The following is a 22095-nucleotide window of genomic DNA, read 5'->3' as shown; positions in this document are numbered from 1 at the left end:
AGATCAGGGGTGGGAGCGTGATTTAAAAGCCGGCTCCGACCGGCAGGATTTCCCGGCACCGGCCGGGTGATCGGAAAGTACAGGTTGAAGAAGCATGGCAGATTTCGTTGCTGTTCTGAAGAAAACGATCGACGGGCTGGGCGACACAACTCCGGCGATGCGCGAGCGCGTCTACGAAAAGGCACGCGCCACGGTCGCAGCCAAGCTTGCGGCGATCAACCCGCCGCCGCCGGCGGCGATTGCCGAACGGCAGAAGAAGTCGCTCGAAGGCGCGATCGCGGAAATCGAAGCGGGATACCGGGCCGGGCCGGCCGACGCCGATCCGCTGGAAGAACTCGAAAGCGTTTTTTCGACGCTCGATGGCTCGAAGCCGGTTGAAGCGGTGCCGGCAAGGACGCCCGGCAGCAGCTTCGAGGTCAAGCCGGCGGCGACGGGGGTTCCAGGTTCGAAACCGACTGTGCTCGCCGGCATGGATTCTCCCGAAAACGAATCCAGGTCCGACTTCCAGCATGCCGAATCCGGCGACGACAGCTACGAGGATTTCGACGATGCGGCGCCGCGCCGGCGCGGCCTTGGCGGGATCATCGCTGCGTTGGTCGTGCTGGCGCTGCTCGGCGGTGGCGGCTATGCCGCATGGCTGAACAAGGACGACCTGTCGGCAATGCTCGGCCTCGACAAGACCGAAACGGTGGCAGTGGCGCCGCCGCCGGCAGAGGCACCGCCGCCCGAAAAACCCGCGGTCGATGCCGAGGCAGCCGCTCCGCCCGCCGAGGCGCCGGCGCAGCCCGAAAAATTCACCCAGCGGCTGAACGCCGACGGTTCGGAAGTCGACGAAGGTCCGGCTTCGAGCGCCCAGACGATCGGCGAGGGCACCTCCGTCGCAGCGGCGACCCAGCCGCCGGAGCCACCGGCGCCGGCAGAACCTGCTGCCCCCGGAACCACCGATCCCGGCGCGCCTGCCGCCGCAGTAGACCCGGCAGCGCCTGCTGCTCCCGGCCCCGGCACGCCCCCCGCAGCGGAACCGGCGGTCGCCGTCGGCCAAAAGGCGATCTTCTACGAGGAGCGGACCAATGTCGCGCAAGGGTCGGCCGACACCGGCTCGATCGTGTGGTCGGTCGTCCAGGAATCGCCGGGCGGCGATCAGCCGCCGGAGCCGGCAATCCGTGCCGAAGCGACGATCCCGGGCAAGGATCTCCAGTTGCGCATGACCATCAAGCGCAACGGCGACCCGACCCTGCCGGCAAGCCATATCATCGAGATGATCTTCCTGACGCCCGAAGGTTTCGAGGGCGGCGGCATCGAGAACATCCTGCGCGTATCGCTGAAGGATACGGAGCAGTCGGCCGGCAACGCGCTGCTCGGAATCCCCGCCAAGATCGCCGACGGTTTCTTCCTGGTGGCGCTGACCGACACCAAGGCGGAGGTCGATACCAATCTCAACCTTCTGCGCCGCGATCAATGGATCGACGTGCCGCTGGTCTACAAATCCGGCCGCCGCGCCCTGATCACGATGGAGAAGGGCATCCCCGGCGAGAAGGTGTTCGAGGAAGCGATGAAGGCCTGGGAAACCAAGACGGCCGGCTCGGCGGGTTAAGCGTCAGCGTCTGGCAATCGAACGCCTCCGACTTGAGCTGCCTCAAACAAAAACCGCCGCATTTCTGCGGCGGTTTTTTCTTTCGGGTTGTGCCGTTCAGTGTGCCGGCTGCGCCTCGATGGTGCGCAGCGACTGGGCCTGCCGCCGGGCGGCCGCCTTCACCGCGTCCTGCACCTTCTCGAAGGCGCGGACCTCGATCTGGCGCACGCGCTCGCGGCTGATGTCGAACTCCGACGACAGTTCCTCGAGCGTCATCGGCTCTTCGGCGAGGCGCCGCGCCTCGAAGATGCGGCGTTCGCGGTCGTTGAGCACCGACATGGCGCCGGCGAGCATGCCGCGGCGGTTTTCCAGTTCGTCCTGCTCGATGAGCATGTCTTCCTGGCTGTCGTGATCGTCGACCAGCCAGTCCTGCCACTCGCCGGACTCGCCTTCGGTCGCGCGGATCGGCGCGTTGAGCGAAGCGTCGCCCGACAGGCGGCGGTTCATCGAAACGACCTCCGCCTCGCTGACATTCAGCCGGGTGGCGATCTCGGTGATCTGCTCGGGCTTCAGGTCGCCGTCATCGAGCGCCTGGATCTTGCCCTTCACCTTGCGCAGGTTGAAGAACAGGCGCTTCTGGTTGGCGGTGGTGCCCATCTTCACCAGACTCCACGAGCGCAGGATGTATTCCTGGATCGAAGCCTTGATCCACCACATGGCATAGGTCGCCAGCCGGAAGCCGCGCTCCGGCTCGAATTTCTTCACTGCCTGCATGAGGCCGACATTGCCTTCGGAAATGACTTCGCCGATCGGCAGGCCGTAGCCGCGATAACCCATGGCGATCTTCGCCACGAGACGCAGATGGCTGGTCACGAGCTTGTGGGCCGCACCGGTATCCTCATGCTCCTGGTACCGCTTGGCGAGCATGTACTCTTCCTGCGGCTGCAGCATGGGAAAGCGGCGGATTTCTTCCAGGTAGCGGCTGAGGCCGCCTTCTCCGGAAACGATGCTGGGTAGTGTCTGGGCCATAAAAGCACCCTCCCTCTCTCAAGAATTGTGCCCCCTGAACGAGGCGGGCATAAGGCGCGGTCAGCGGTTTCTGCTGCGCCGCACAACACCTTCATATAGGAACAAATCGGGAAAATACACGCATTTGTTCAACACGAAACAGTGTGTCACGCGTAAGTGAACAAAGCGAATCAGGTTTTCTCAACCGACGTTCAGGGATTGCGAAAGCCGCGTACCAGTTCCTGCATGTCCCCTGGCAGCGGCGCTTCGAACTTCATCAGGATATGGGTAGCCGGATGCCGGAATGCAAGAAGGCCGGCGTGCAGCGCCTGCCGAGGGAAAGATTTTACAAGTGTTTTCAATGGCTCCGGCAGCCGGTTCGCCTTGGTGCGAAAGGCCTGGCCGTAGTCCGGGTCGCCGATCACCGGGTGGCCGATATGGGCCGTGTGGACGCGGATCTGGTGGGTACGGCCGGTTTCCAGGCGACATTCGACCAGTGACGCCTGCGCGGTGTCCGGGCGCCCTTCGCCGAACTTTTCCCGGACGGTGAAATGGGTGATCGCATGACGGGCGTCATCGCGGGCCTCGGGCACGACGGCGCGCCGCACCCGGTCTGCGGCGCGCCCGAGCGGCGCGTCGACCGTGCCGGTCATGCGCGGTGGGATGCCCCAGACCAGCGCCGAATAGGCGCGTTCGAGGTCGCCGCTGGCGCCATGGTCGGCGAAGGCCTCCGACAGCGCGCGATGCGCCAGGTCGGTCTTGGCGGCCACCATGACGCCGCTGGTCTGCTTGTCCAGCCGGTGCACGATGCCCGGCCGCCTGACACCACCGATGCCCGAAAGACTGTCGCCGCAATGATGGATCAGCGCGTTGACCAGCGTGCCGGTCCAGTTGCCGGCGCCGGGATGCACGACAAGCCCGGCCGGCTTGTTGATGACGATCAGTTCGGCGTCTTCGTAGAGAATGTCGAGCGGGATGTTCTCGCCCCGCGGTTCCGCCGGCTCCGGCTCCGGCATGTCCACCGACACGTTCTCGCCGGCGGCCATCTTGCGCTTGGCCTCGGTCACCGGCTTGCCGCCAATTTGCACAGCGCCCAGTTTGATCAGCGCCTGCACACGGTTGCGGGAAAAATCAGCCCCGAGCGCCGCTGACAGCCATTGATCGAGGCGCTGTCCCGCGGCATCAGGCCCGGTTTCCAGCACTTTCAATCCTTTACCGGCTTCGCTATCAGGAGCGTTCATTCAATTCCCACGGGCAATTCCCACTGGATTTTTCAATGGCACGGCCAGACGACGACAACGAGGAAAAGCCGCTCGACCCGGCGGTCGAGAGGGTGCGGAAAAAACTGGTCCGCTTCGTCGCCATCAATCTCGGCCTGCTGTTCATCGCCCTTATGGCGGTGGTCGCGGCGATTGTCTACAAATCCGGCCAATCCGAGCCCGAGACCGCCGCCCCGGCATCCGTGGTGCCGTCGCCGGCGGAAGGCGGGATGCTCGCCGGCGACATCCCGCTGCCGGCAGGTGCTAAACTCCTGTCGCAGAGCCTTTCAGGCAACCGCATCGCGCTCGACGCGGAACTCGCCGACGGTACCCGGGCGATCTTTCTTTATGATATCGCCGAAAAACGCATCGTTGGCCGGTTTGCGGTGAAGACCCAATGAGTGCGGATTTTTCCGGCAACCGCCGCATTGCCACCGTCACCCTGGTCGTGGCCGACTACGACGAGGCGATCGCCTGGTATACGGAAAAGCTCGGTTTCCAGCTCGCCGACGACGTCGACCTCGGCGGCGGCAAGCGCTGGGTGACGGTTTCGGTTGGTGGCGGCGCGCGATTGCTGCTGGCCAAAGCCGATGTGTTCCTTTCCGGTGCGAACGACGGGGCGCAGGTCGCGGCGGTCGGCAACCAGACCGGCGGCCGTGTCGCCTTCTTTCTGGAAACCGACGACTTCGCCCGCGACCACGCGTCCATGAAGACGCGCGGCGTGGAATTCCGCGAGGAGCCGCGCCGTGAAGCCTATGGCACGGTGGCCGTGTTCGCCGACCTCTATGGTAACCTCTGGGACCTGATCGAGCCGCGCTGATCGGTGAGCGCCACCGTCGAAGCTGCCAATCTCCCCACTCGTGGGGGGGTGAGGAGTGGTTGCCAAAGGCAACGAAAACCAACGATTTGGCTTTTCGAACGACGAACGCCCGAAGCCATAGCGAAGGGCCGGAGCCGGCAGGCCAGAGGGGGCGCGAAGGAACGCGAGCTCCCCGCACAATCTTCCGGGCGGAGCAGGAGCGGATTACGCTCTTTTAGGTCCCAGATCCATCCTCTCCTGTCGTCAACGTCACGGCATGGATTCCCGACACGCTCCGCTCGTTCCTCGCTCACGCGGCCGGGAATGACGGTTTTCATGAACGCGGCTGCCAATCGCCAGCGTTGGCGACTAGCGGAAGTGGCAAAGGAACTATCCGTCATTCCCGACCGCGTGAGCGAGGAACGAGCGGAGCGTGTCGGGAATCCATGCCGGAACCCTGCGGAAGCATGAGGCGGAACAAACGCTTTCCTGTCACCATCTGTCAGCAATCTTCTCTCCCTTTATCCCCACCCCTCCAGCCGCCCCGCATAATCCTCCTCGTCAACTTGGAAGGAACGGCGATGGACTGGAACCTGGCGATCGAGCGGAACACGGAGGCGCTGAAGCGCATCCTGGCCGCGCTCGTCGCCATGGCGGGGCTCGCCGGCGGAACTTCCTTCACCTCCCCCTTGTGGGGAGGTCGACGCGAAGCGTCGGGTGGGGGTACCCTGCCGCGCCATCCCACACCACCGTGCTCCGCCTGCTGCGGCCGGCCGAGTCTGCCACCCGGCGGCTCATCATCGTGGCGGCGCGTGGCGTTGTCGTCCCGCCGTCGCGCTGGCGCAAGGCGAAGCCTGCGCCGACGATCCTCCGCAACGGCATCGGAACCGGTATCCTGATGCCGCCCGGACCCCCACCCCTTACCCCTCCCCCCTGAGGGGAGGGGTAAGGGGTGGGGGTAAGAGCGCATCTACCCCCACGCTCACGCTGCCCTTGTTCGACCGGCTTCCGCGATGGAATATCCGCCCATGCCGTCCGGTCGCGAAAAGCGTGCCGCGCATCTCGGTGCCCGGCTACACCACACTGTCGCCATCGTGCCCCGCCGCCTGCCAGCACCCGACGACCCGGTCGACGCCACGCGGCTTGGCCGCCGGCTCGCCACCCTCGCCGCGATCCTCGACGACCTGCCGCGCCAGGCAAAACGCTTCGCCCGCTGGCGCGCGCGTCGCGATGCGATCATCGCACAGGACAGAAACCCGGACGCCGCTACGCAAACCGGAGAACCGCGCCGACGCAGTCGCCTGCACCGCATCTGGCCGCTGCTTCCCGGCCGCCCGCCCGGCCAGCATCCCAGGCAGGGCCGGCAAAAATCCCGGCACGAGATCCACGAAATCCTGAAAGACCTCCACGGCCTCGCCTTCGACGTCCTGGAGGAGCGCCGCGACACATCCTGACCGCAACTGCGCGGCGATTTTGACCCGAGCCAAAGGCGCGCAGCCGGGCATCCTCCGCCGGCTGGCGAATCGCGGTTGCGTTTTGCGAAAGCCTCGCCTATATCGCCAAAAGTCTCCGCGCCCATCGTCTAGCGGTCAGGACGGCGCCCTCTCACGGCGCAAACCGGGGTTCGATTCCCCGTGGGCGTACCAGGACACTTCCCAGCTTCCTGATCTGATGCGGACAGTACGGCTGTCTGGACACCGCGGCCCAGTCGATCGCGGCGCCGTAACGTTCGATTAAGGTTAGCTGATCCTTAACGCAATTCCTGCACATTCCACCGCACGAACCTTGGCAATGGGGTGTTTTGCCGTGGCGTTGGGGGATGGGCAGGGAATGGCTGGAAAGAAAGGCGCCGGAGAAGCGCAATTCTTATCGATGGCGAGTATCGAAGGCGCTGCGGATTGCGGGGCCCGCGCGGTTTCGATAGCCGAATTGCGGGAACTGGTTGGCGCCGGCTCGGATTGGATCTGGGAAACCGACAGCGAGCTGCGATTCTCCTGGCTTTCGGGCAATTACGAGGACGTCACGGGCATTTCGCCGGCGAAAGTGCTTGGCCATTTTCGCTTCGATTTCCTCAAGAAAGCACCGAAAGAAAGTGCCGCAGCCCATCTGGCGGACCTGGAGGCGCGCCGCCCGTTTCGCGATTTCGTCTATGAACTCGCAGGCGGACGCCCCGATTGCCGCTGGGTCGCCATCTCGGGCTATCCGCGCTTCGATGAAGCCGGTGACTTTCTCGGTTATCGCGGTGTCGCCCGCAATGTGACCGGTATCGCCGCCTCGTTCGAGAATCCTGGAGATGAGGGATATTCGGCCGCCGACACCGCAGGCCGCAACGAGACTGAGCGGGTGCGCTCCGATCTGGCGCGGACGCTCGATTCCATGGAAATGGGCGTGGTTCTGGTCGATGCCGATCTCAAGGCGGAGATCGTCAACCAGGCTTTCTACGACATCTGGAAGGTGACCCCGCGCGACGTCGCCGTCGGCTCGCAGTTCCGGGCGCTGATGGATATCAACCGCCACAACGGCGTCTACGACGTGCCGGACGCCAAATGGGAAAGCTACGTCGCCGCGCGTCTCGACGAGATCCGTGCCGGCGACGTGGCGCCGCGTGAATTCCGCCGCGCCGACGGCTGCACGATGATCTATTCGGTCACCGCGTTGTCCGGCGGCAAGCGCCTGATCTCCTATTACGACATCACCCGGATGAAGGACCGCGAGGCCGAGCTGGCGGCGGCACTCGAGCGGTCGAAGCTCGCGGACGCGGTGATCAACGGCGTCAGGGATCCGATCTTCGTCAAGGATTCCGAACTCAGGTTCGTTTTCGTCAACGAGGCGTTCTCGAAACTTTTCGACATGAAGCCGGCGGATATGCTCGGCAAGCAGGCTTCGGATTTCCTGCCGCCTGCGGACGCGGCGCAGTTCGAGCAATCGGAGCGCGAGGTGCTGGCGACCGGGCAGTTCTACGAGGTCGAGGAGAATTTCGAATTCGCCGGCATCGGCCGGTCGCGCATCGTTCGCAAGAACAAGGTCGAAATGAACAGCGGCAAGGACTATGTCGCCTGCTTCGTCATCGACATCACCGATATGAAACGCCGGGAGGTCGAGGCCGACGAGGCGCATCGGCGGCTGGCCAACGTGATGGAATCGCTGCCGGCCGGCGTGATCATCTATGACCGCGACGACAAGTTCGTGCTCGCCAACAAAAAGCTGCAGGATTCGCTTCCCGCGCTGAAGCCGGCCTGGGAGGCCGGATGCACGTTCCGCGAGGCGATCGAACAAGGCCATTCGGCCGGCTATTTCCGCAGCAGCGGCGATCGCGCGCTCGACGCATTGTACGATACCGATCCGAAGGCCTGGCTCGATCGTTACATGCAGCGGCATCAGGTCCGCCACGCCGTCTACGAGCGCCAGAACCCGGATGGACGCTGGTACCAGGTGTTCGATACGCGTGCCGCCGACGGCACATTCATCGGCGTGCGTGTCGACATCACCGAACTCAAGGATCGGGAAAAGGCGCTGCGCGACAGCATGCGGCAGATCGACCTCTACCGGCATGTGCTCGACGAGTTGCCGGTCGCCACCAACATCAAGAGCGAAGACCTCACGCTGGAGTACGTCAACAAGACCTGGTGTGCGTTCACCGGGATCTCCAAGGAAGAGGCGGTCGGCAAGACCGACCTCGAGCTTTTCGGCGCGGAAGCCGAAGGCTTCACCGTCGCCGACACGGAGGTCGGCATCACCGGGGAGCGTCTCGAAACCGAGGAAGCGGTTTCTCACCGGAATGGCACCGTGCGCCAGTTGATGACCCGCAAGGGCAGGCTGGTGGCGATCGACGGGTCGGTGCATCTGTTCGGGTCCAGCACCGACATCACGGAAATCAAGCTGCGCGAGAACGAACTCAAGGAAAGTCTGCGTGAAAACGAGATTTTCCGCAGCCTCATCGACAATGTTCCGGTGGCGATCTACGCAAAGCGGCCGGATCTCAAGCTTTTCTACGTCAACAAGGGGTGGTCCGATCTTACCGGCTTCTCGAAGGAACAGGCCGTGGGAAAAACCGATGCCGAGATTTTCGGCGTCGATGGCGAGGCCTTCATGGAGGGCGACCGCGCCGTCCTGCGGACAGCAGAGAAGCAGGAGATCGAAGAGACGGTAAGCGATGCGGTTGGCGGTACCCGCCATCAGATCGCTCGCAAGAGCGTGATGGCCGCTTCCGACGGTTCGCTCTACCTGATCGGTTCAACCACCGACATCACCGAACTGAAGCTGCGCGAGCAGGAGTTGCGGGAAGCGCAGCAGCGCGCCGTGCTGGCGGACCGCGCCAAGTCGGAATTCCTGGCCAATATGAGCCACGAGATACGCACGCCGATGAACGGCGTGCTCGGCATGGCCGAGCTGCTGGCAAAATCCGACCTCGACGCCAAGCAGAAGACCTTCACCGACATCATCGTCAAATCCGGCAACGCGCTGCTGACGATCATCAACGACATCCTGGATTTCTCGAAGATCGACGCCGGCCAGCTGGTGCTCGATCCGGCGCCGTTCAATCTCGCCGAGGCGATCGAGGACGTTGCGACGCTGGTCTCCACGCGCGCCAAGGAAAAGGATCTCGAGCTCATCGTTCGCGTCGAGCCGAAACTCACCGAACTTTACGTCGGCGACGTCGGGCGCATCCGGCAGATCATCACCAACCTGCTCGGCAATGCGGTCAAGTTCACCGATTCCGGACACGTGCTGGTCGATGTGACCGGTGACAAGAGCACGGACCGGACCAGGTTGACCATCAGCGTGACCGACACCGGCATCGGCATTCCAGAGGACAAGCTGAGCCAGGTTTTCGAGAAGTTCAGCCAGGTCGATTCCTCGTCGACCCGACGCCATGAGGGAACAGGCCTTGGCCTCGCGATCACGTCGCGGCTCGTCGCGCTGATGGACGGCGAGATCGGCGCCGACAGTGCCGAGGGCAAGGGTTCAACGTTCTGGTTCACGATCGAACTGCCGCACGCCGGAAACCGGAGTACCCGCCGGGTGACGCCGCTCGATGTTTCCGGCGCGCGCATCCTGATTATCGACGACAACGCGGTCAATCGCTCGATCCTCACCGAGCAGATGGTCTCCTGGACGTTCGATTCCTGCGCCGCCGAAAACGGCCTCGAAGGGCTCGGTGTATTGAAGGCGGCCGCCAGCTACGGGGTTCCAGTCGATTGCGTGGTGCTCGACTACCAGATGCCCATGATGACGGGTGCGGAAGTTGCCCGGATCATTCGCGCCACGCCGGAAATCGCCGGCACGCCCATCGTGATGCTGACCTCGGTCGATCAATCGCTTTCCAATGTGAGCTACCGCGACCTCAGCATCGATGCGCAGCTGATCAAGCCGGCGCGCTCTTCCGTGCTCCTGGAGACGCTGGTCTCGACCATCCAGAAACACCGTTCGGCAATTTCGCAAGCCGAGCACCATGACGAGGCCGAGAAGGCTGCCGCGGCGGATTCGGAGGGAACGCAAGGCCGCATCTCGGCGGCGGCAATGAGCCTGGCGCGGCGCGCGATGCCTTCCTCGCTGCAGAAGAGCCGCGTGACGCCGGCGGATGGTCATCGCATCGATATCCTCGTCGCCGAAGACAACGAGGTCAATCAGCTGGTCTTCACCCAGATACTCGGCGAGACCCGTTACAGCTTCGAGATCGTCGGTAATGGCAGGCGTGCCGTCGAAGCCTTCGGCGAAATGAATCCGCGCATGATCCTCATGGACGTTTCGATGCCGGAAATGAACGGGCTCGAAGCGACCGGCGCGATCCGGCGCCTGGAAGAGGCGGCCGGCACCAGGGTCCCGATCATCGGCGTGACGGCGCATGCGCTGAAGGGTGACCGCGAGCGCTGCGTCGAGGCCGGCATGGACGACTATCTGCCGAAGCCGATCAGTCCGAAAGCCCTGATGGAGAAAGTCGAGCGCTGGGCTGCCACGCAAGCGCAGGCTCACCGCGAAGTGGGTTGAGGCTTTTGCCAGCAGCGTCACCTCGCCGGAATAATCGATACCTTGCCGGCTTAGTAAGCCAGGCGGCGGCAAGCGCCTGATTCCGCGAGACGAAATAACGCGCAGCCGGATCACGGTCCGAAGTCGTGGCCGCAGCAGGGCATCAGGCTTTACCGAGCCGACACAAAACTGTCATCCAACTGTTACAAATGGGCGCTATGGCCTCTGCGGACGCTGAAAAAAGCGTCGGGACAATTTTCCGGACAGGAGTAGGCCACATGAAGAAACTTATGCTCACGGCGTCGGCCGCGGCGCTCGCGCTGGCCGCATCGGCCGGTTACGCCGCCGCGCGCGACCAGATCCAGATCGTCGGCTCGTCGACGGTGTTCCCGTTCACCACTGCTGTCGCCGAGAAGCTCGGCCAGGGCGGCAAGTTCAAGACCCCCGTCGTCGAGTCCACCGGCACCGGCGGCGGCATCAAGCTGTTCTGCTCGGGCGTCGGCGAGAACACCCCTGACTTCACCAATGCCTCGCGCGCCATCAAGGACAGCGAACTCGAGACTTGCAAGGCCAATGGCGCCACGCCGGTCGAGATCAAGGTCGGCTTCGATGGTATCGTGCTTGCGAATTCGAAAGCCGGCACGGTTGTCGATCTGACCAAAGAGCAGATCTTCAAGGCGCTGGCCAAGAACGTTGCCGTCGACGGCAAGGTCGTACCGAATCCCTACGTCAACTGGTCGGATGTAGACGCCTCGTTGCCCGCCACCAAGATCGAAGTGCTCGGCCCGCCCCCGACCTCCGGCACGCGCGACGCCTTCGTTGAACTTGTCATGCTCGAAGCCTGCCAGGACGAAGTCAAGGCTGCCAACGAAAAGGCCTGCCCGGAAATCCGCGAAGACGGCGCTTTCATCGAAGCCGGTGAAAATGACAACCTGATCGTTCAGAAGCTTGAAGCCAACGCCAATGCTTTCGGCGTCTTCGGCTTCTCCTTCCTCGACCAGAACGCCGACAAGCTGCAGGGCCACAAGGTGGATGGCGTCGAGCCGACCTTCGAAAACATCGCGTCCGGCGACTACAAGATTTCGCGCTCGCTGTTCATCTATGCCAAGAAGGAACATGTTGGCGTGATCCCCGGCATGGAAGAGTTCATCGCCGAGTATACGTCGGATGCCGCCTGGGGTCCTGAGGGCTATCTCGCCGACAAGGGCTTGATCCCGCTTCCGGACGCGGAGCGCGCCAAGTCGGCCGAGGACGCGAAAGCGCTCAAGGGCATGGGTTCCTGATGTAGGCATTGCCTAGGCCCGGGATGCTTTCCATCCCGGGCCTGGTTTCTTATCGACTGTTCCTGTTTACCGAACCGGAACATGCGTCTTTGAAAACAGCGGTTGCGGGTACGCCATGGTCACCTATCTGGTTTTTGCGCTGATCGCTCTTTTCGTGGCTGCATATTTCGTTGGACGATCGAGAGCGGTGGCCAGCGTGAACGGGGAAGTTTCCAAGCTTCATTCGCTTCCCGGCCAGCACGGCATGTTCCTGGCTCTGGTCAGCGTCGTACCGGCATTGCTGGCGCTCATAATCTGGTCGCTGATCACGCCGGGTATTGAATCCAACATCATAAAAAACAACTTCGCCACCGAACTCGGTGGACTGGGTGTTCCTCAGGTTGAAGCCTTCATACGCGACGCACGGGCCATGGCCTTCGGCGGCGTGGTGGGCTTCACCGACGCGACCAAGGAAGCGGCTGCCGCCCTGTACAAAACGGTCCACGCCAGAAGCGTCTGGATCATCCTGCTAATCTGTGCGGTTCTGGCGATCGGCGGATTTGTCTGGGGATATGGAAAGATCGCCCCGCCCTATCGGGCGCGACACATGGTCGAGCGCATCGTTCGCATCTTTCTCATCGCGTGCTCGGCGGTCGCCATCCTGACGACGATCGGCATCGTGCTGTCGCTGATCTTCGAATCACTGCGCTTCTTTCAGCAGGTGCCGATCCACAAGTTCCTCTTCGGCACGCATTGGAGCCCGCAAAGCGCATTCACCGGCGCCGGCACGGCCCAAGGCGCCGTCGATCCGAATATTTTCGGTATGGTTCCACTGTTCGTCGGTACTCTGCTAATTACCTTCATAGCTATGCTCGTGGCAGCGCCGACCGGTCTGATGGCGGCGATATATCTGTCTGATTATGCATCCAAACCGGTCCGTGCTGTCGCCAAGCCCATCCTTGAAATCCTGGCCGGCATACCGACGGTGGTCTACGGCTTCTTCGCCGCGCTCACCGTGGCGCCTTTCTTTCGCGGCCTTGGTGAAAGCATCGGGCTCGGTGTGGCGTCCGAATCGGCGCTGGCAGCCGGTGTCGTCATGGGCATCATGATCATTCCGTTCGTCTCGTCGCTCTCCGATGACGTCATCAACGCCGTGCCGCAGTCGTTGCGTGACGGCTCCGCAGGGCTAGGCGCGACCAAATCAGAAACCATCCGCAAGGTAGTGTTGCCGGCAGCGCTTCCAGGTATCGTTTCCGCGATGTTGCTTGCCGTGAGCCGGGCGATCGGCGAGACCATGATCGTCGTGATGGCTGCCGGCCTGGCTGCCAACCTGACCGTCAATCCGCTCGAGGCTGTTACGACGGTAACGGTTCAAATCGTGACCTTGCTGGTCGGCGACCAGGAATTCGACAGCGCCAAGACGCTCGCCGCTTTCGCGCTCGGCCTTGTGCTCTTCTGCATCACGCTCGCACTGAATATCGTCGCGTTGCGCGTCGTCCAGAAATATCGGGAACAATATGACTGATACGACCTCGACAATGGGCGCCGTCGGTCGCCCCCGAAGCATACACGCCGATGACGCTGCCAAGGCGCGCCTGAAAAAGCGCTACGCTGCGGAGCAGCGGTTCAAGTGGCTTGGCGCTGCCGCCATCGCCATCTCCGCGCTGTTCCTCGTGCTCCTGCTTTCGACGATCGTCACGCAGGCCTGGCCAGCGTTGCGGATGAACTACATTACCTTGCCCGTCGACCTTTCCTCCGCGAAAGTCGACCCGGCGGCATTGGACAGCGTCAACTACGATACGGTCATACAGGAGGCGCTGGCGGCAAAGATTCCGGACGCCTCAAGCCGTCAGGACAGGCGGCTGGTGCGTGGAATGATCTCGACCGGCGCCGGGCTGCAGTTGCGCAAGGACATCGCCGAGGACCCTTCGATGCTCGGCAAGACGGTGGACTACGCCGTTCCGGTCGATGACTTCGCCGATCTCTATCTCAAGGGCCTCTTGGCGGCGAAAGGCAGCGTTGCACCGGTGCAGTCGGCGATTACCCTTTCGGCCGACAGCGGCGACGTGGATATTGGCTTCGACAAGGACGAGATATTGACCTTCGCTCACGCGAGCGGCGCCACGGAGGGCGAAAACGGAGTTCTTAACCTCACCAGCGGTGCGGCATCGTTGCTGCTCGAAATAAATGGCGGCATCATCAAGCTCACCCAGGTCGCACCTGCCGCGAACGGCGGCGCTGCCGCCAAGGGCACGGTGATCACCAAGCCACAAGGCACGACTCAGGCGGCGGGCACGGCCAAGCTGCGCGTCATCGATGCATCGGAGAGTTCCCGCAAGATTTCGGACAAGGAGATCGTCTGGCTGGAGGGCCTGAAAGGCCAGAATCTCGTCGAAAGCCGCTTCAACTCGATTTTCTTCACCAGCGGTGCCAGCCGAGAACCGGAACTCGCCGGTATATGGGGCGCCGTGGTCGGATCTTTTCTGACGATGGTCGTCACCCTTGCCATTGCTTTTCCCATCGGTGTCTCGGCGGCGATCTATCTCGAGGAATTCGCGCCGAAGAACCGTTGGACCAATCTCATCGAAGTCAACATCAACAACCTTGCCGCGGTGCCGTCCATCGTCTTCGGTCTGCTTGGACTGGCTGTTTTCCTGAATTTCTTCGGGCTGCCCCGCTCCGCTCCAGTGGTCGGCGGCATGGTGCTTGCGCTGATGACCATGCCGATCATCATTATCGCCTCGCGCGCCTCCATACGCGCGGTGCCGCCGTCAATTCGTGAAGCTGCGCTCGGCATCGGCGCGTCTAAAGTCCAGACCGTATTTCATCACGTGCTGCCGTTGGCCATGCCCGGCATCATGACCGGAACCATCCTCGGCATGGCGCATGCGCTCGGTGAGACGGCGCCGCTGTTGATGATCGGGATGGTCGCCTTCATTGTCGACATTCCCGGTGGCTTTACCGATCCAGCGACGATCTTGCCCGTGCAGATCTTCATGTGGGCGGATTTCCCCGAACCCGGCTTCCAGCAGAAAACGTCGGCGGCCATTCTTATCCTGCTGGCGTTCCTGATCATCATGAATGCCATAGCTGTAATCCTGCGCAGACGCTTCGAGCGGCGCTGGTAGCGGAGAAAAGGACATGAACATCATGACTGAAGCCGACATTGAAAAGAAGTTGGCAACCGGTGCCGATGAGCCTTCGGTGAAGATGAAGGGCGACAAGGTCTCGGTATATTACGGAGAAAAACGCGCCCTTTTCGACGTCGACCTCGACGTGCGCCAGAACCAGGTGACGGCGCTGATCGGCCCTTCGGGCTGCGGCAAGTCGACCTTTCTGCGCTGCCTCAACCGCATGAACGACACGATTTCGATCGCCCGCGTGACCGGCAAGATCACGCTCGATGAAGAGGACGTCTACGATCCGAATATCGACGTCGTGGAACTGCGCGCTCGCGTCGGGATGGTGTTCCAGAAGCCGAATCCATTCCCGAAGTCGATTTACGACAATGTCGCCTACGGGCCGAAAATTCACGGTCTGACCAGGAGCAAAGCCGAACTCGACAGTGTCGTCGAATCCAGTCTGAAGAAGGCGGCGCTGTGGAACGAGGTCAAGGACCGGCTGCACGAATCGGGCACCGGTCTCTCCGGCGGTCAGCAGCAACGTCTGTGCATCGCGCGCGCCATCGCCGTGTCGCCTGAAGTCATTTTGATGGACGAGCCGTGCTCGGCGCTCGATCCTATCGCTACCGCCAAGGTCGAGGAACTGATCGACGAGCTACGCGAGAACTACACGATCGTCATCGTCACGCACTCGATGCAGCAGGCGGCGCGCGTCTCGCAGCGGACCGCCATGTTCCACCTCGGATATCTCGTGGAGGAAGGTGCGACCGACAAGATGTTCACCAACCCCGACGACAAGCGCACTCAGGACTACATCACGGGCCGGTTCGGCTGAGCCGCTCCGCCTCGCAACCGAATGACGAGGAGAGAATGATGCGCGAACATACCGTCGCGTCTTTCGACGAAGAGCTCGAACACATCGACCAGCTCATCCGCGACATGGGTGACCTTGCGGGCGCGATGCTGCAATCGGCGACCAAATCGCTGCTGCTGTCGGACAACCCGCTCGCCCAGCGGGTGATATCCGATGACACCATCATGGACGCCAAGCAGCGCGAACTCGACGACCGGGCGATCACGCTTATCGCCAAACGGCAGCCGATGGCGCAGGATCTGCGCGCCGTAGTGGGCGCGATCCGCATGGCCGCCGACCTCGAACGGATCGGCGACCTTGCCAAGAACATCGCCAAGCGGGTCGGCGCGGTCGGCCAGAGCACCACGCCGCGCAACCTGTCGCACTCGATCGAAACGATGGCAGCACTTGTGCTGACCCAGGTGCAGGGCGTCGTCGACAAATATGTGGCGCGCGAGGCCGAAAGCCTGAAGCCGCTGAGAGCCGACGATGAGAAAATCGACATCCAATACACGGCGGTGTTTCGCGAACTCCTCACCTATATGATGGAAGATCCGCGCAACATCACCGCCTGCACCCATCTTCTGTTTTGCGCGAAGAACTTGGAGCGGATCGGCGACCATGTCACCAATATCGCCGAGAATGCCTATTACGTGATGACCGGCACGCAATTGCCGCCGCATCGGCCGAAGATCGACGAGACCGGAATGACGGCCCTACTCGCCGAATAGAACGACCAAAAGGAACGACAGCCACATGATTGCTCCGAAGATCATGGTTGTGGAGGACGAGGAGCCGCTGTGCGTCCTTCTCCGCTACAATCTCGAGGCCGAAGGCTATCAGGTCGAAGTGGTGACGCGCGGCGACGAGGCCGAGATCAGGCTTCAGGAAAACGTGCCCGACCTGCTGGTGCTCGACTGGATGGTTCCCGCCGTTTCCGGTATCGAACTGTGCCGCCGCCTCAGGATGCGGCCGGAAACCGAGCGCCTGCCGATTATCATGCTGACGGCGCGCGGCGAGGAAAGCGACCGCGTGCGAGGCCTTTCGACCGGTGCCGACGACTATCTGGTGAAGCCGTTCTCCACGCCGGAATTCATCGCTCGCGTGCGGGCGCTGTTACGCCGCGCCAAGCCGGAAGTGCTCTCCAGCGTGCTCAAGGTCGGCGACATCGTGCTCGACCGGGAGGCGCACCGCGTCTACCGCAAGAAGAGTGAGATCCGGCTCGGGCCTACCGAGTTCCGGCTGCTCGAATTCATGATGCAGCATCCTGGCCGCGTCTTCTCGCGCAGCCAATTGCTCGACAATGTATGGGGCGAGACGATCTACATCGACGAGCGCACCGTCGACGTGCATGTCGGGCGGCTGCGCAAGGCGGTCAACAACGGGCGCATGCCGGACGTCATCCGCACCATTCGTGGCGCCGGCTACGCCATCCGCGAGATTTGAGCGGAAGGCTTCCTCAGGCCACGCTCTTGCCCGTCAGGTCGGTCAAGGCTCCGTTGCCGGGCGCCAGGATCTCGTGGTCGACATATGTCAGCGCCCGCATGGCGCAGCCCTCGCGGATCAACGGCATCTCGTCCGGTTCCGTATCGAAGGAGATGGCCTTTGAATGGTGGCCGCCCGCAGTCCTGGCGATCGCCTCGCGCATCGACGGCTCGATAAGGTCGAATGCGCCGGCGCCGTGACCGACCATCGCCACGGGCGCCGGATCGATCAGGGCAAACAGACTGCCAAGGCTGAAGCCGATGGCCTCTCCGGCTTTTCGAAATGCCTGGCGCTCCGGACCGTCTTGCGCGCGGGCGCGGTCAGCCAACTCAAGCATGTCCGCGTCGCTGATATCGGCGGCCGGGGTTTCGTCTTCGCTGTGCTGCCGCGCATTGCGCCAGATCGCATAATTGCCGGCATAAGCCTCGACGCAGCCGCGGCGGCCGCAGCGGCAAAGCGCCCCGTCCGGCCTGTGGATCATGTGGCCGAACTCACCGCCGGAAGATTGCGTGCCGGTGAACAGTTCGCCTTTGAGAACCATCCCCATGCCGATGCCGTGCGACAGCAGGATGGCGATGAAGTCCTCGCGGTAGCGCTCGGGCTTGTGCCAGCGCAGCGCCATGGCGATCATGTTGCAGTCGTTCTCCACCGTCGCCGGAATGCCGAAGGCATCTTCGAGCAGCGAAGCGAACGGGATGTCTGCATGCATGGTGATCGGCGACCACAGCATGGTGCGGGCGCTGGCATCGGTGATGCCCTGGATGGCAAGCACCATGCGCATGACGGGCTTCATCGACGCATGACGGCCAGCGAGCAGGCGCCGGATCATCGCCAGCATCTCGCCGATCAATTCGTCCCTGGGCATGGTAAGCGTCGACAAGCGGCGCTGTTCCTGGTCGGTCACGTTGCCAGCGTAGTCGACGAGTGCCGCCGAAAGATAGTTGAGCGACAGGACCACGGTTATGACCGAAGCCGCGCTCGGTTTGAGGCCAAGCGCCACTTGCGGGCGCCCACGCTTCGCGGACGGGGCATCGCTGCCCTTCGTCTCGAACAATACACCCTCGTCGATCAGATCCGACGAAATCGCAGAAATCGTAGAATGGGAGAGGCCTGTCGTGCCTGCAATCTCCGTGCGGGACGGTTGGCCAGCATGACGCACGGCGGAGATCACCATCGCGCGGTTGCGGCGGCGCAGATCGTCGTGACGGATCCCGACCGTCATTAGGCATTCCTCCCCGGTGATACCTGTGCGGCTCTTCCATGCATTGCGGAAGCCGTCAACAGCCACCACGCCGAAATGATATTGACACGCTTGCCGGGTTGAGTCATTCTTTTTTTCGAGGCTCGAAAAAAAGAGCTTCCGAATGACTCAGGCCAATGTCATCGCGCCTCAAGGCGCAGGGAGGAAATCATGAAGAAGTTTGCAACCGCCATCCTGGCGGGCGTTGCCATGTCGTTTGCGCTTTCGGCCGTCGCCGAAGCCAAGGACAAGGTCGTCGGTGTTTCCTGGTCGAATTTCCAGGAAGAACGCTGGAAGACCGATGAAGCCGCCATCAAGGCAGCCCTCGAAGCCGCCGGGGACAAATACATCTCTGCCGACGCGCAATCCAATCCCGGCAAGCAGCTCACCGATGTGGAAAGCCTGATCTCCCAGGGCGCCAACGCGCTGATCATCCTGGCGCAGGACGCGTCGGCGATCGGCCCGGCCGTACAGAAGGCGCTGGACGAAGGCATTCCGGTGGTCGGTTACGACCGCCTGATCGAGAACAAGGACGTTTTCTACCTGACCTTCGACAACAAGGAAGTCGGTCGCATGCAGGCCGCCGAGGTGTTCAAGGTGAAGCCTGAAGGCAACTACGTCTTCATCAAGGGCTCCGGCGCCGACCCGAACGCCGACTTCCTGTTCGCCGGTTCGATGGAAGTACTGAAAGAAGCGATCGACGGCGGCAAGATCAAGAATGTCGGCGAGGCCTATACCGACGGCTGGCTTCCGGCCAACGCGCAGAAGAACATGGAACAGTTCCTGACCGCCAACGACAACAAGGTCGATGCGGTAGTTGCTGCCAATGACGGCACCGCCGGCGGCGTCGTCGCGGCGCTGACCGCCCAGGGGCTGGCCGGTTCGGTGCCGGTTTCCGGCCAGGACGGCGACCATGCCGCGTTGAACCGTGTGGCGCTCGGCACGCAGACTGTGTCGGTGTGGAAGGACGCGCGCGAACTCGGCAAGGCGGCTGCTGAAATCGCGTCGCAGCTTGCCGACGGTACAGCCCTGGACAAGATCCCGAACGCGGTCAAGTTCACCACTCCCGGCGGCAACGAGACCAACTCGGTGTTCCTGACCCCGGTCGCCATCACCAAGGACAACCTCAACGTCGTCATCGACGCCGGCTGGGTTGGCAAGGATGTGGTTTGCGCCGGCGTGGCCGCCGGTTCGGTTGCCGCCTGCAACTGATCCTGGTTGCATAGTTCGATCCAGCGCCGCGGTTTGACGAAAACCGCGGCGTCTTCTTAAGATGAGATACCGGCACCCGCGCCAGGGGGAAGGCCGGCGGGAGGTAACATGACCGACGTGACTTCACCCGCGCCAGACCAGGCGCGCGAGTCCGAACTCGGCCCGGTACAGCGTTTTCTGAAGGCAACCGAGATCGACATGCGCATGCTGGGCATGCTCGGTGCGCTGCTGGTCATCTGGGTTGGAATACATCTCCTGTCGGGCGGCCTGTTCCTGACGCCCCGAAATCTCTGGAACCTCTCGGTCCAGACCTCCTCGGTGGCGATCATGGCTACCGGCATGGTTCTGGTAATCGTCATGCGCAACATTGATCTTTCGGTTGGATCGGTGGAGGGTGTGGTCGGCATGCTGATGGGCTTCGCGCAAGTGCATTTCCTTGTGCGCATGATGGGCATGCCGCTTGGCGACCCCTGGATCTGGATCATAGCGCTTGCCATCGGCGTCACGGTCGGGCTGCTGATCGGCGCTCTCCAGGGTTTCATCATTGCCTATCTCGAAGTCCCATCCTTCATCGTCACGCTCGGCGGGCTGCTGATCTGGCGCGGCGCGGCGTGGTGGATCACCAGCGGCCAGACCATTGCGCCGCTCGATACGACATTTCAGCTCATGGGAGGTGGGCCGCGAGGGTCGATCGGAGCGGCCTGGAGCTGGGTTGTCGGTATTGTTGCCTGTCTCGCCGTCGCCCTAATGCTGATAAACGGTCGCCGGCAGCGTCAGCGTTTCAAGTTTCCACTCCGCCCCATCTGGGCCGAGGTGTTCATCGGCGCCGTTATCTGGATCGTTGTCCTTGGCGCCGTGTGGATCGCGAATTCCTATCCCTGGCCGATCGGCATCGTGAGAAGGTATGCCGAGGAGAATGGGATCGCCGTCCCCGAAGGAGGGCTGTTCATCGCGCATGGCATCGCCATTCCAGTGCTGATGGCTGTCACCGTCGGTATCGTGATGACCTTTATCTCCACGCGCACGCGTTTCGGCCGCTATGTCTTTGCGATCGGCGGCAATCCGGAAGCGGCCAACCTCGCCGGCATCAATACGCGCTGGATCACCATGAAGGTATTCATGGTGATGGGCGTCCTTGCAGCGATCAGCGCGGCGATCTCATCGGCGCGGCTCAATTCCTCGACGAACTCGCTCGGCACGCTCGATGAACTGCTGGTCATCGCAGCCGCCGTCATTGGCGGCACCTCGCTGGCGGGTGGGTCGGGAACGATCATCGGTGCCATGCTTGGCGCGTTGCTGATGCAGTCGCTGCAGTCCGGAATGGTGCTGCTCGGTATCGATTCGCCGCTGCAGAGCATTGTCGTCGGCGCCGTGCTGGTTGTCGCGGTGTGGCTTGATACGATCTACCGGAAGCGGGTTTAAGGGGGAACAATCATGGCAGACAACAGCAATCCCGCCGGCACGCCGCTGATCGAGATGAAGAACATCTCGATCGCCTTCGGTGGTATCCGCGCCGTCGACGACGCATCGGTCGATCTTTTCCCGGGAGAAGTGGTGGCGCTGCTTGGCCACAACGGCGCCGGCAAGTCGACGCTGATCAAGATACTCTCCGGCGCCTACAAGCGCGATGCAGGGCAGATATTCGTCAATGGCGAAGAAGCGTCGATCGGCAACCCCCGCGACGCCAAGAAATATGGCATCGAGACGATCTACCAGACGCTGGCGCTGGCCGATAATGTGGATGCCGCCGCCAACCTGTTCCTTGGCCGCGAACTCATGACCTCTTACGGCACGCTCGACGACGGCGCGATGGAAGCCGAGGCACGCAAGGTAATGGGCCGGCTCAACCCGCGCTTCCAGCGCTTCAAGGACCCTGTTATCAAGCTTTCCGGAGGCCAGCGGCAGTCGGTGGCTATTGCGCGGGCCATCCTGTTCAATGCCCGCATCCTGATCATGGACGAGCCGACGGCAGCACTTGGACCACAGGAAACGGCACAGGTCGGCGAACTGGTCAAACAGTTGAAAGCGGACGGCATCGGCATCTTCCTGATCAGCCATGATATCCATGACGTCTTCGATCTTGCCGACCGGGTCTGCGTGATGAAGAACGGCCAGGTGGTCGGTACCGCACACACGAAGGACGTCACGCAGGACGAGGTGCTCGGCATGATCATCCTGGGAAAATGCCCGCCCGGGGCCATTCCGGGGCCGGGTGCCCTGAAGATCGCCGCCTGAGCTTAAAAGCTGCTTGTAAGATTAGCCGGCTTGGTCGCTAACGCGGTCGATTTCATGCAAATCGGGCGCAGCAACCCCCG

Annotated in this window: 18 protein-coding genes and 1 tRNA gene; 15 read left to right on the top strand and 4 right to left on the bottom strand. The window is 62.6% G+C overall.

Going from position 1 to position 22095, the window contains the following annotated elements; translation table 11 throughout:
- Positions 1-94: 94 nt before the first annotated feature.
- Positions 95-1594, top strand: coding sequence for a hypothetical protein (locus tag OHD58_RS02270; RefSeq protein WP_263801414.1), 1500 nt, complete (start codon positions 95-97; stop codon positions 1592-1594).
- Between the two features lie 96 nt (positions 1595-1690).
- Here the strand turns inward: OHD58_RS02270 and rpoH are convergent, their stop codons facing one another.
- A complete protein-coding gene (gene rpoH, locus OHD58_RS02265) occupies positions 1691-2602 on the bottom strand; it encodes an RNA polymerase sigma factor RpoH (RefSeq protein ID WP_263801413.1) in 912 nt (303 codons plus the stop codon).
- Positions 2603-2793: 191 nt separating this feature from the next.
- Positions 2794-3822: an RluA family pseudouridine synthase gene (locus OHD58_RS02260; RefSeq protein ID WP_263801412.1), complete on the bottom strand. Its 1029-nt coding sequence runs from the start codon at positions 3820-3822 to the stop codon at positions 2794-2796.
- Positions 3823-3857: 35 nt separating this feature from the next.
- Between OHD58_RS02260 and OHD58_RS02255 the strand changes: the two genes are divergently transcribed.
- Positions 3858-4241 (top strand): fimbrial protein, encoded by a 384-nt coding sequence (locus tag OHD58_RS02255; protein WP_263801411.1) that lies wholly within the window; start codon positions 3858-3860, stop codon positions 4239-4241.
- Positions 4238-4660, top strand: coding sequence for a VOC family protein (locus tag OHD58_RS02250; protein WP_263801410.1), 423 nt, complete (start codon positions 4238-4240; stop codon positions 4658-4660). Before OHD58_RS02255 ends, OHD58_RS02250 begins: the two co-directional genes overlap by 4 nt.
- A 657-nt stretch (positions 4661-5317) precedes the next feature.
- Here OHD58_RS02250 and OHD58_RS02245 read toward each other — a convergent pair.
- Positions 5318-5521, bottom strand: a complete 204-nt coding sequence (locus OHD58_RS02245) for a hypothetical protein (RefSeq protein WP_263801409.1) — start codon at positions 5519-5521, stop codon at positions 5318-5320.
- A 146-nt stretch (positions 5522-5667) separates the two neighbouring features.
- Between OHD58_RS02245 and OHD58_RS02240 the strand changes: the two genes are divergently transcribed.
- The 9 genes from OHD58_RS02240 to phoB all read left to right on the top strand — a co-directional run bounded on the left by OHD58_RS02240 (position 5668) and on the right by phoB (position 17289).
- Positions 5668-6093, top strand: a complete 426-nt coding sequence (locus OHD58_RS02240; protein WP_263801408.1) for a hypothetical protein — start codon at positions 5668-5670, stop codon at positions 6091-6093.
- 117 nt (positions 6094-6210) lie between these two features.
- Positions 6211-6285: transfer RNA gene (locus OHD58_RS02235), tRNA-Glu, on the top strand.
- A 184-nt stretch (positions 6286-6469) separates the two neighbouring features.
- Entirely contained in the window at positions 6470-10627 is a 4158-nt protein-coding gene (locus tag OHD58_RS02230) for a PAS domain-containing protein (protein WP_412177150.1), read from the top strand.
- A gap of 257 nt (positions 10628-10884) precedes the next feature.
- Positions 10885-11889 carry a PstS family phosphate ABC transporter substrate-binding protein gene (locus OHD58_RS02225; protein WP_263801407.1) on the top strand — a complete coding sequence of 335 codons (1005 nt, stop codon included), beginning with the start codon at positions 10885-10887 and terminating at the stop codon, positions 11887-11889.
- Positions 11890-12004: 115 nt separating this feature from the next.
- The gene (gene pstC / locus OHD58_RS02220) at positions 12005-13393 is read left to right on the top strand and encodes a phosphate ABC transporter permease subunit PstC (RefSeq protein WP_263801406.1); all 1389 of its coding nucleotides are present in this window, start codon (positions 12005-12007) and stop codon (positions 13391-13393) included.
- Entirely contained in the window at positions 13386-14996 is a 1611-nt protein-coding gene (gene pstA, locus OHD58_RS02215) for a phosphate ABC transporter permease PstA (protein ID WP_263801405.1), read from the top strand. The genes pstC and pstA overlap by 8 nt, the downstream gene beginning before the upstream one ends.
- A 13-nt stretch (positions 14997-15009) precedes the next feature.
- Positions 15010-15825: a phosphate ABC transporter ATP-binding protein PstB gene (gene pstB / locus OHD58_RS02210; protein WP_263801404.1), complete on the top strand. Its 816-nt coding sequence runs from the start codon at positions 15010-15012 to the stop codon at positions 15823-15825.
- A 38-nt stretch (positions 15826-15863) separates the two neighbouring features.
- A complete protein-coding gene (phoU, locus tag OHD58_RS02205) occupies positions 15864-16574 on the top strand; it encodes a phosphate signaling complex protein PhoU (protein WP_263801403.1) in 711 nt (236 codons plus the stop codon).
- 25 nt (positions 16575-16599) lie between these two features.
- On the top strand, positions 16600-17289 hold the full coding sequence (gene phoB / locus OHD58_RS02200) for a phosphate regulon transcriptional regulator PhoB (RefSeq protein ID WP_263801402.1): 690 nt from the start codon (positions 16600-16602) through the stop codon (positions 17287-17289).
- Between the two features lie 13 nt (positions 17290-17302).
- Here phoB and OHD58_RS02195 read toward each other — a convergent pair whose 3' ends face one another.
- Complete coding sequence (locus tag OHD58_RS02195; RefSeq protein ID WP_263801401.1) at positions 17303-18550, bottom strand: ROK family protein; 1248 nt, start codon at positions 18548-18550, stop codon at positions 17303-17305.
- 189 nt (positions 18551-18739) lie between these two features.
- Here OHD58_RS02195 and xylF point away from each other — a divergent pair, with 189 nt between their 5' ends.
- The 3 genes from xylF to OHD58_RS02180 all read left to right on the top strand — a co-directional run bounded on the left by xylF (position 18740) and on the right by OHD58_RS02180 (position 22015).
- The gene (xylF, locus tag OHD58_RS02190) at positions 18740-19780 is read left to right on the top strand and encodes a D-xylose ABC transporter substrate-binding protein (protein ID WP_263801400.1); all 1041 of its coding nucleotides are present in this window, start codon (positions 18740-18742) and stop codon (positions 19778-19780) included.
- Positions 19781-19888: 108 nt separating this feature from the next.
- Positions 19889-21202, top strand: coding sequence for a sugar ABC transporter permease (locus OHD58_RS02185; protein ID WP_263801399.1), 1314 nt, complete (start codon positions 19889-19891; stop codon positions 21200-21202).
- A 12-nt stretch (positions 21203-21214) separates the two neighbouring features.
- Positions 21215-22015, top strand: a complete 801-nt coding sequence (locus OHD58_RS02180) for an ATP-binding cassette domain-containing protein (RefSeq protein ID WP_263801398.1) — start codon at positions 21215-21217, stop codon at positions 22013-22015.
- Positions 22016-22095: the final 80 nt, after the last annotated feature.

This window comes from Mesorhizobium sp. ZC-5, assembly GCF_025753855.1.
Taxonomy (GTDB): Bacteria; Pseudomonadota; Alphaproteobacteria; order Rhizobiales; family Rhizobiaceae; genus Neomesorhizobium.
Note: the sequence above shows the minus strand (reverse complement) of the source record. Positions and strands in the feature narration are given on the sequence as shown.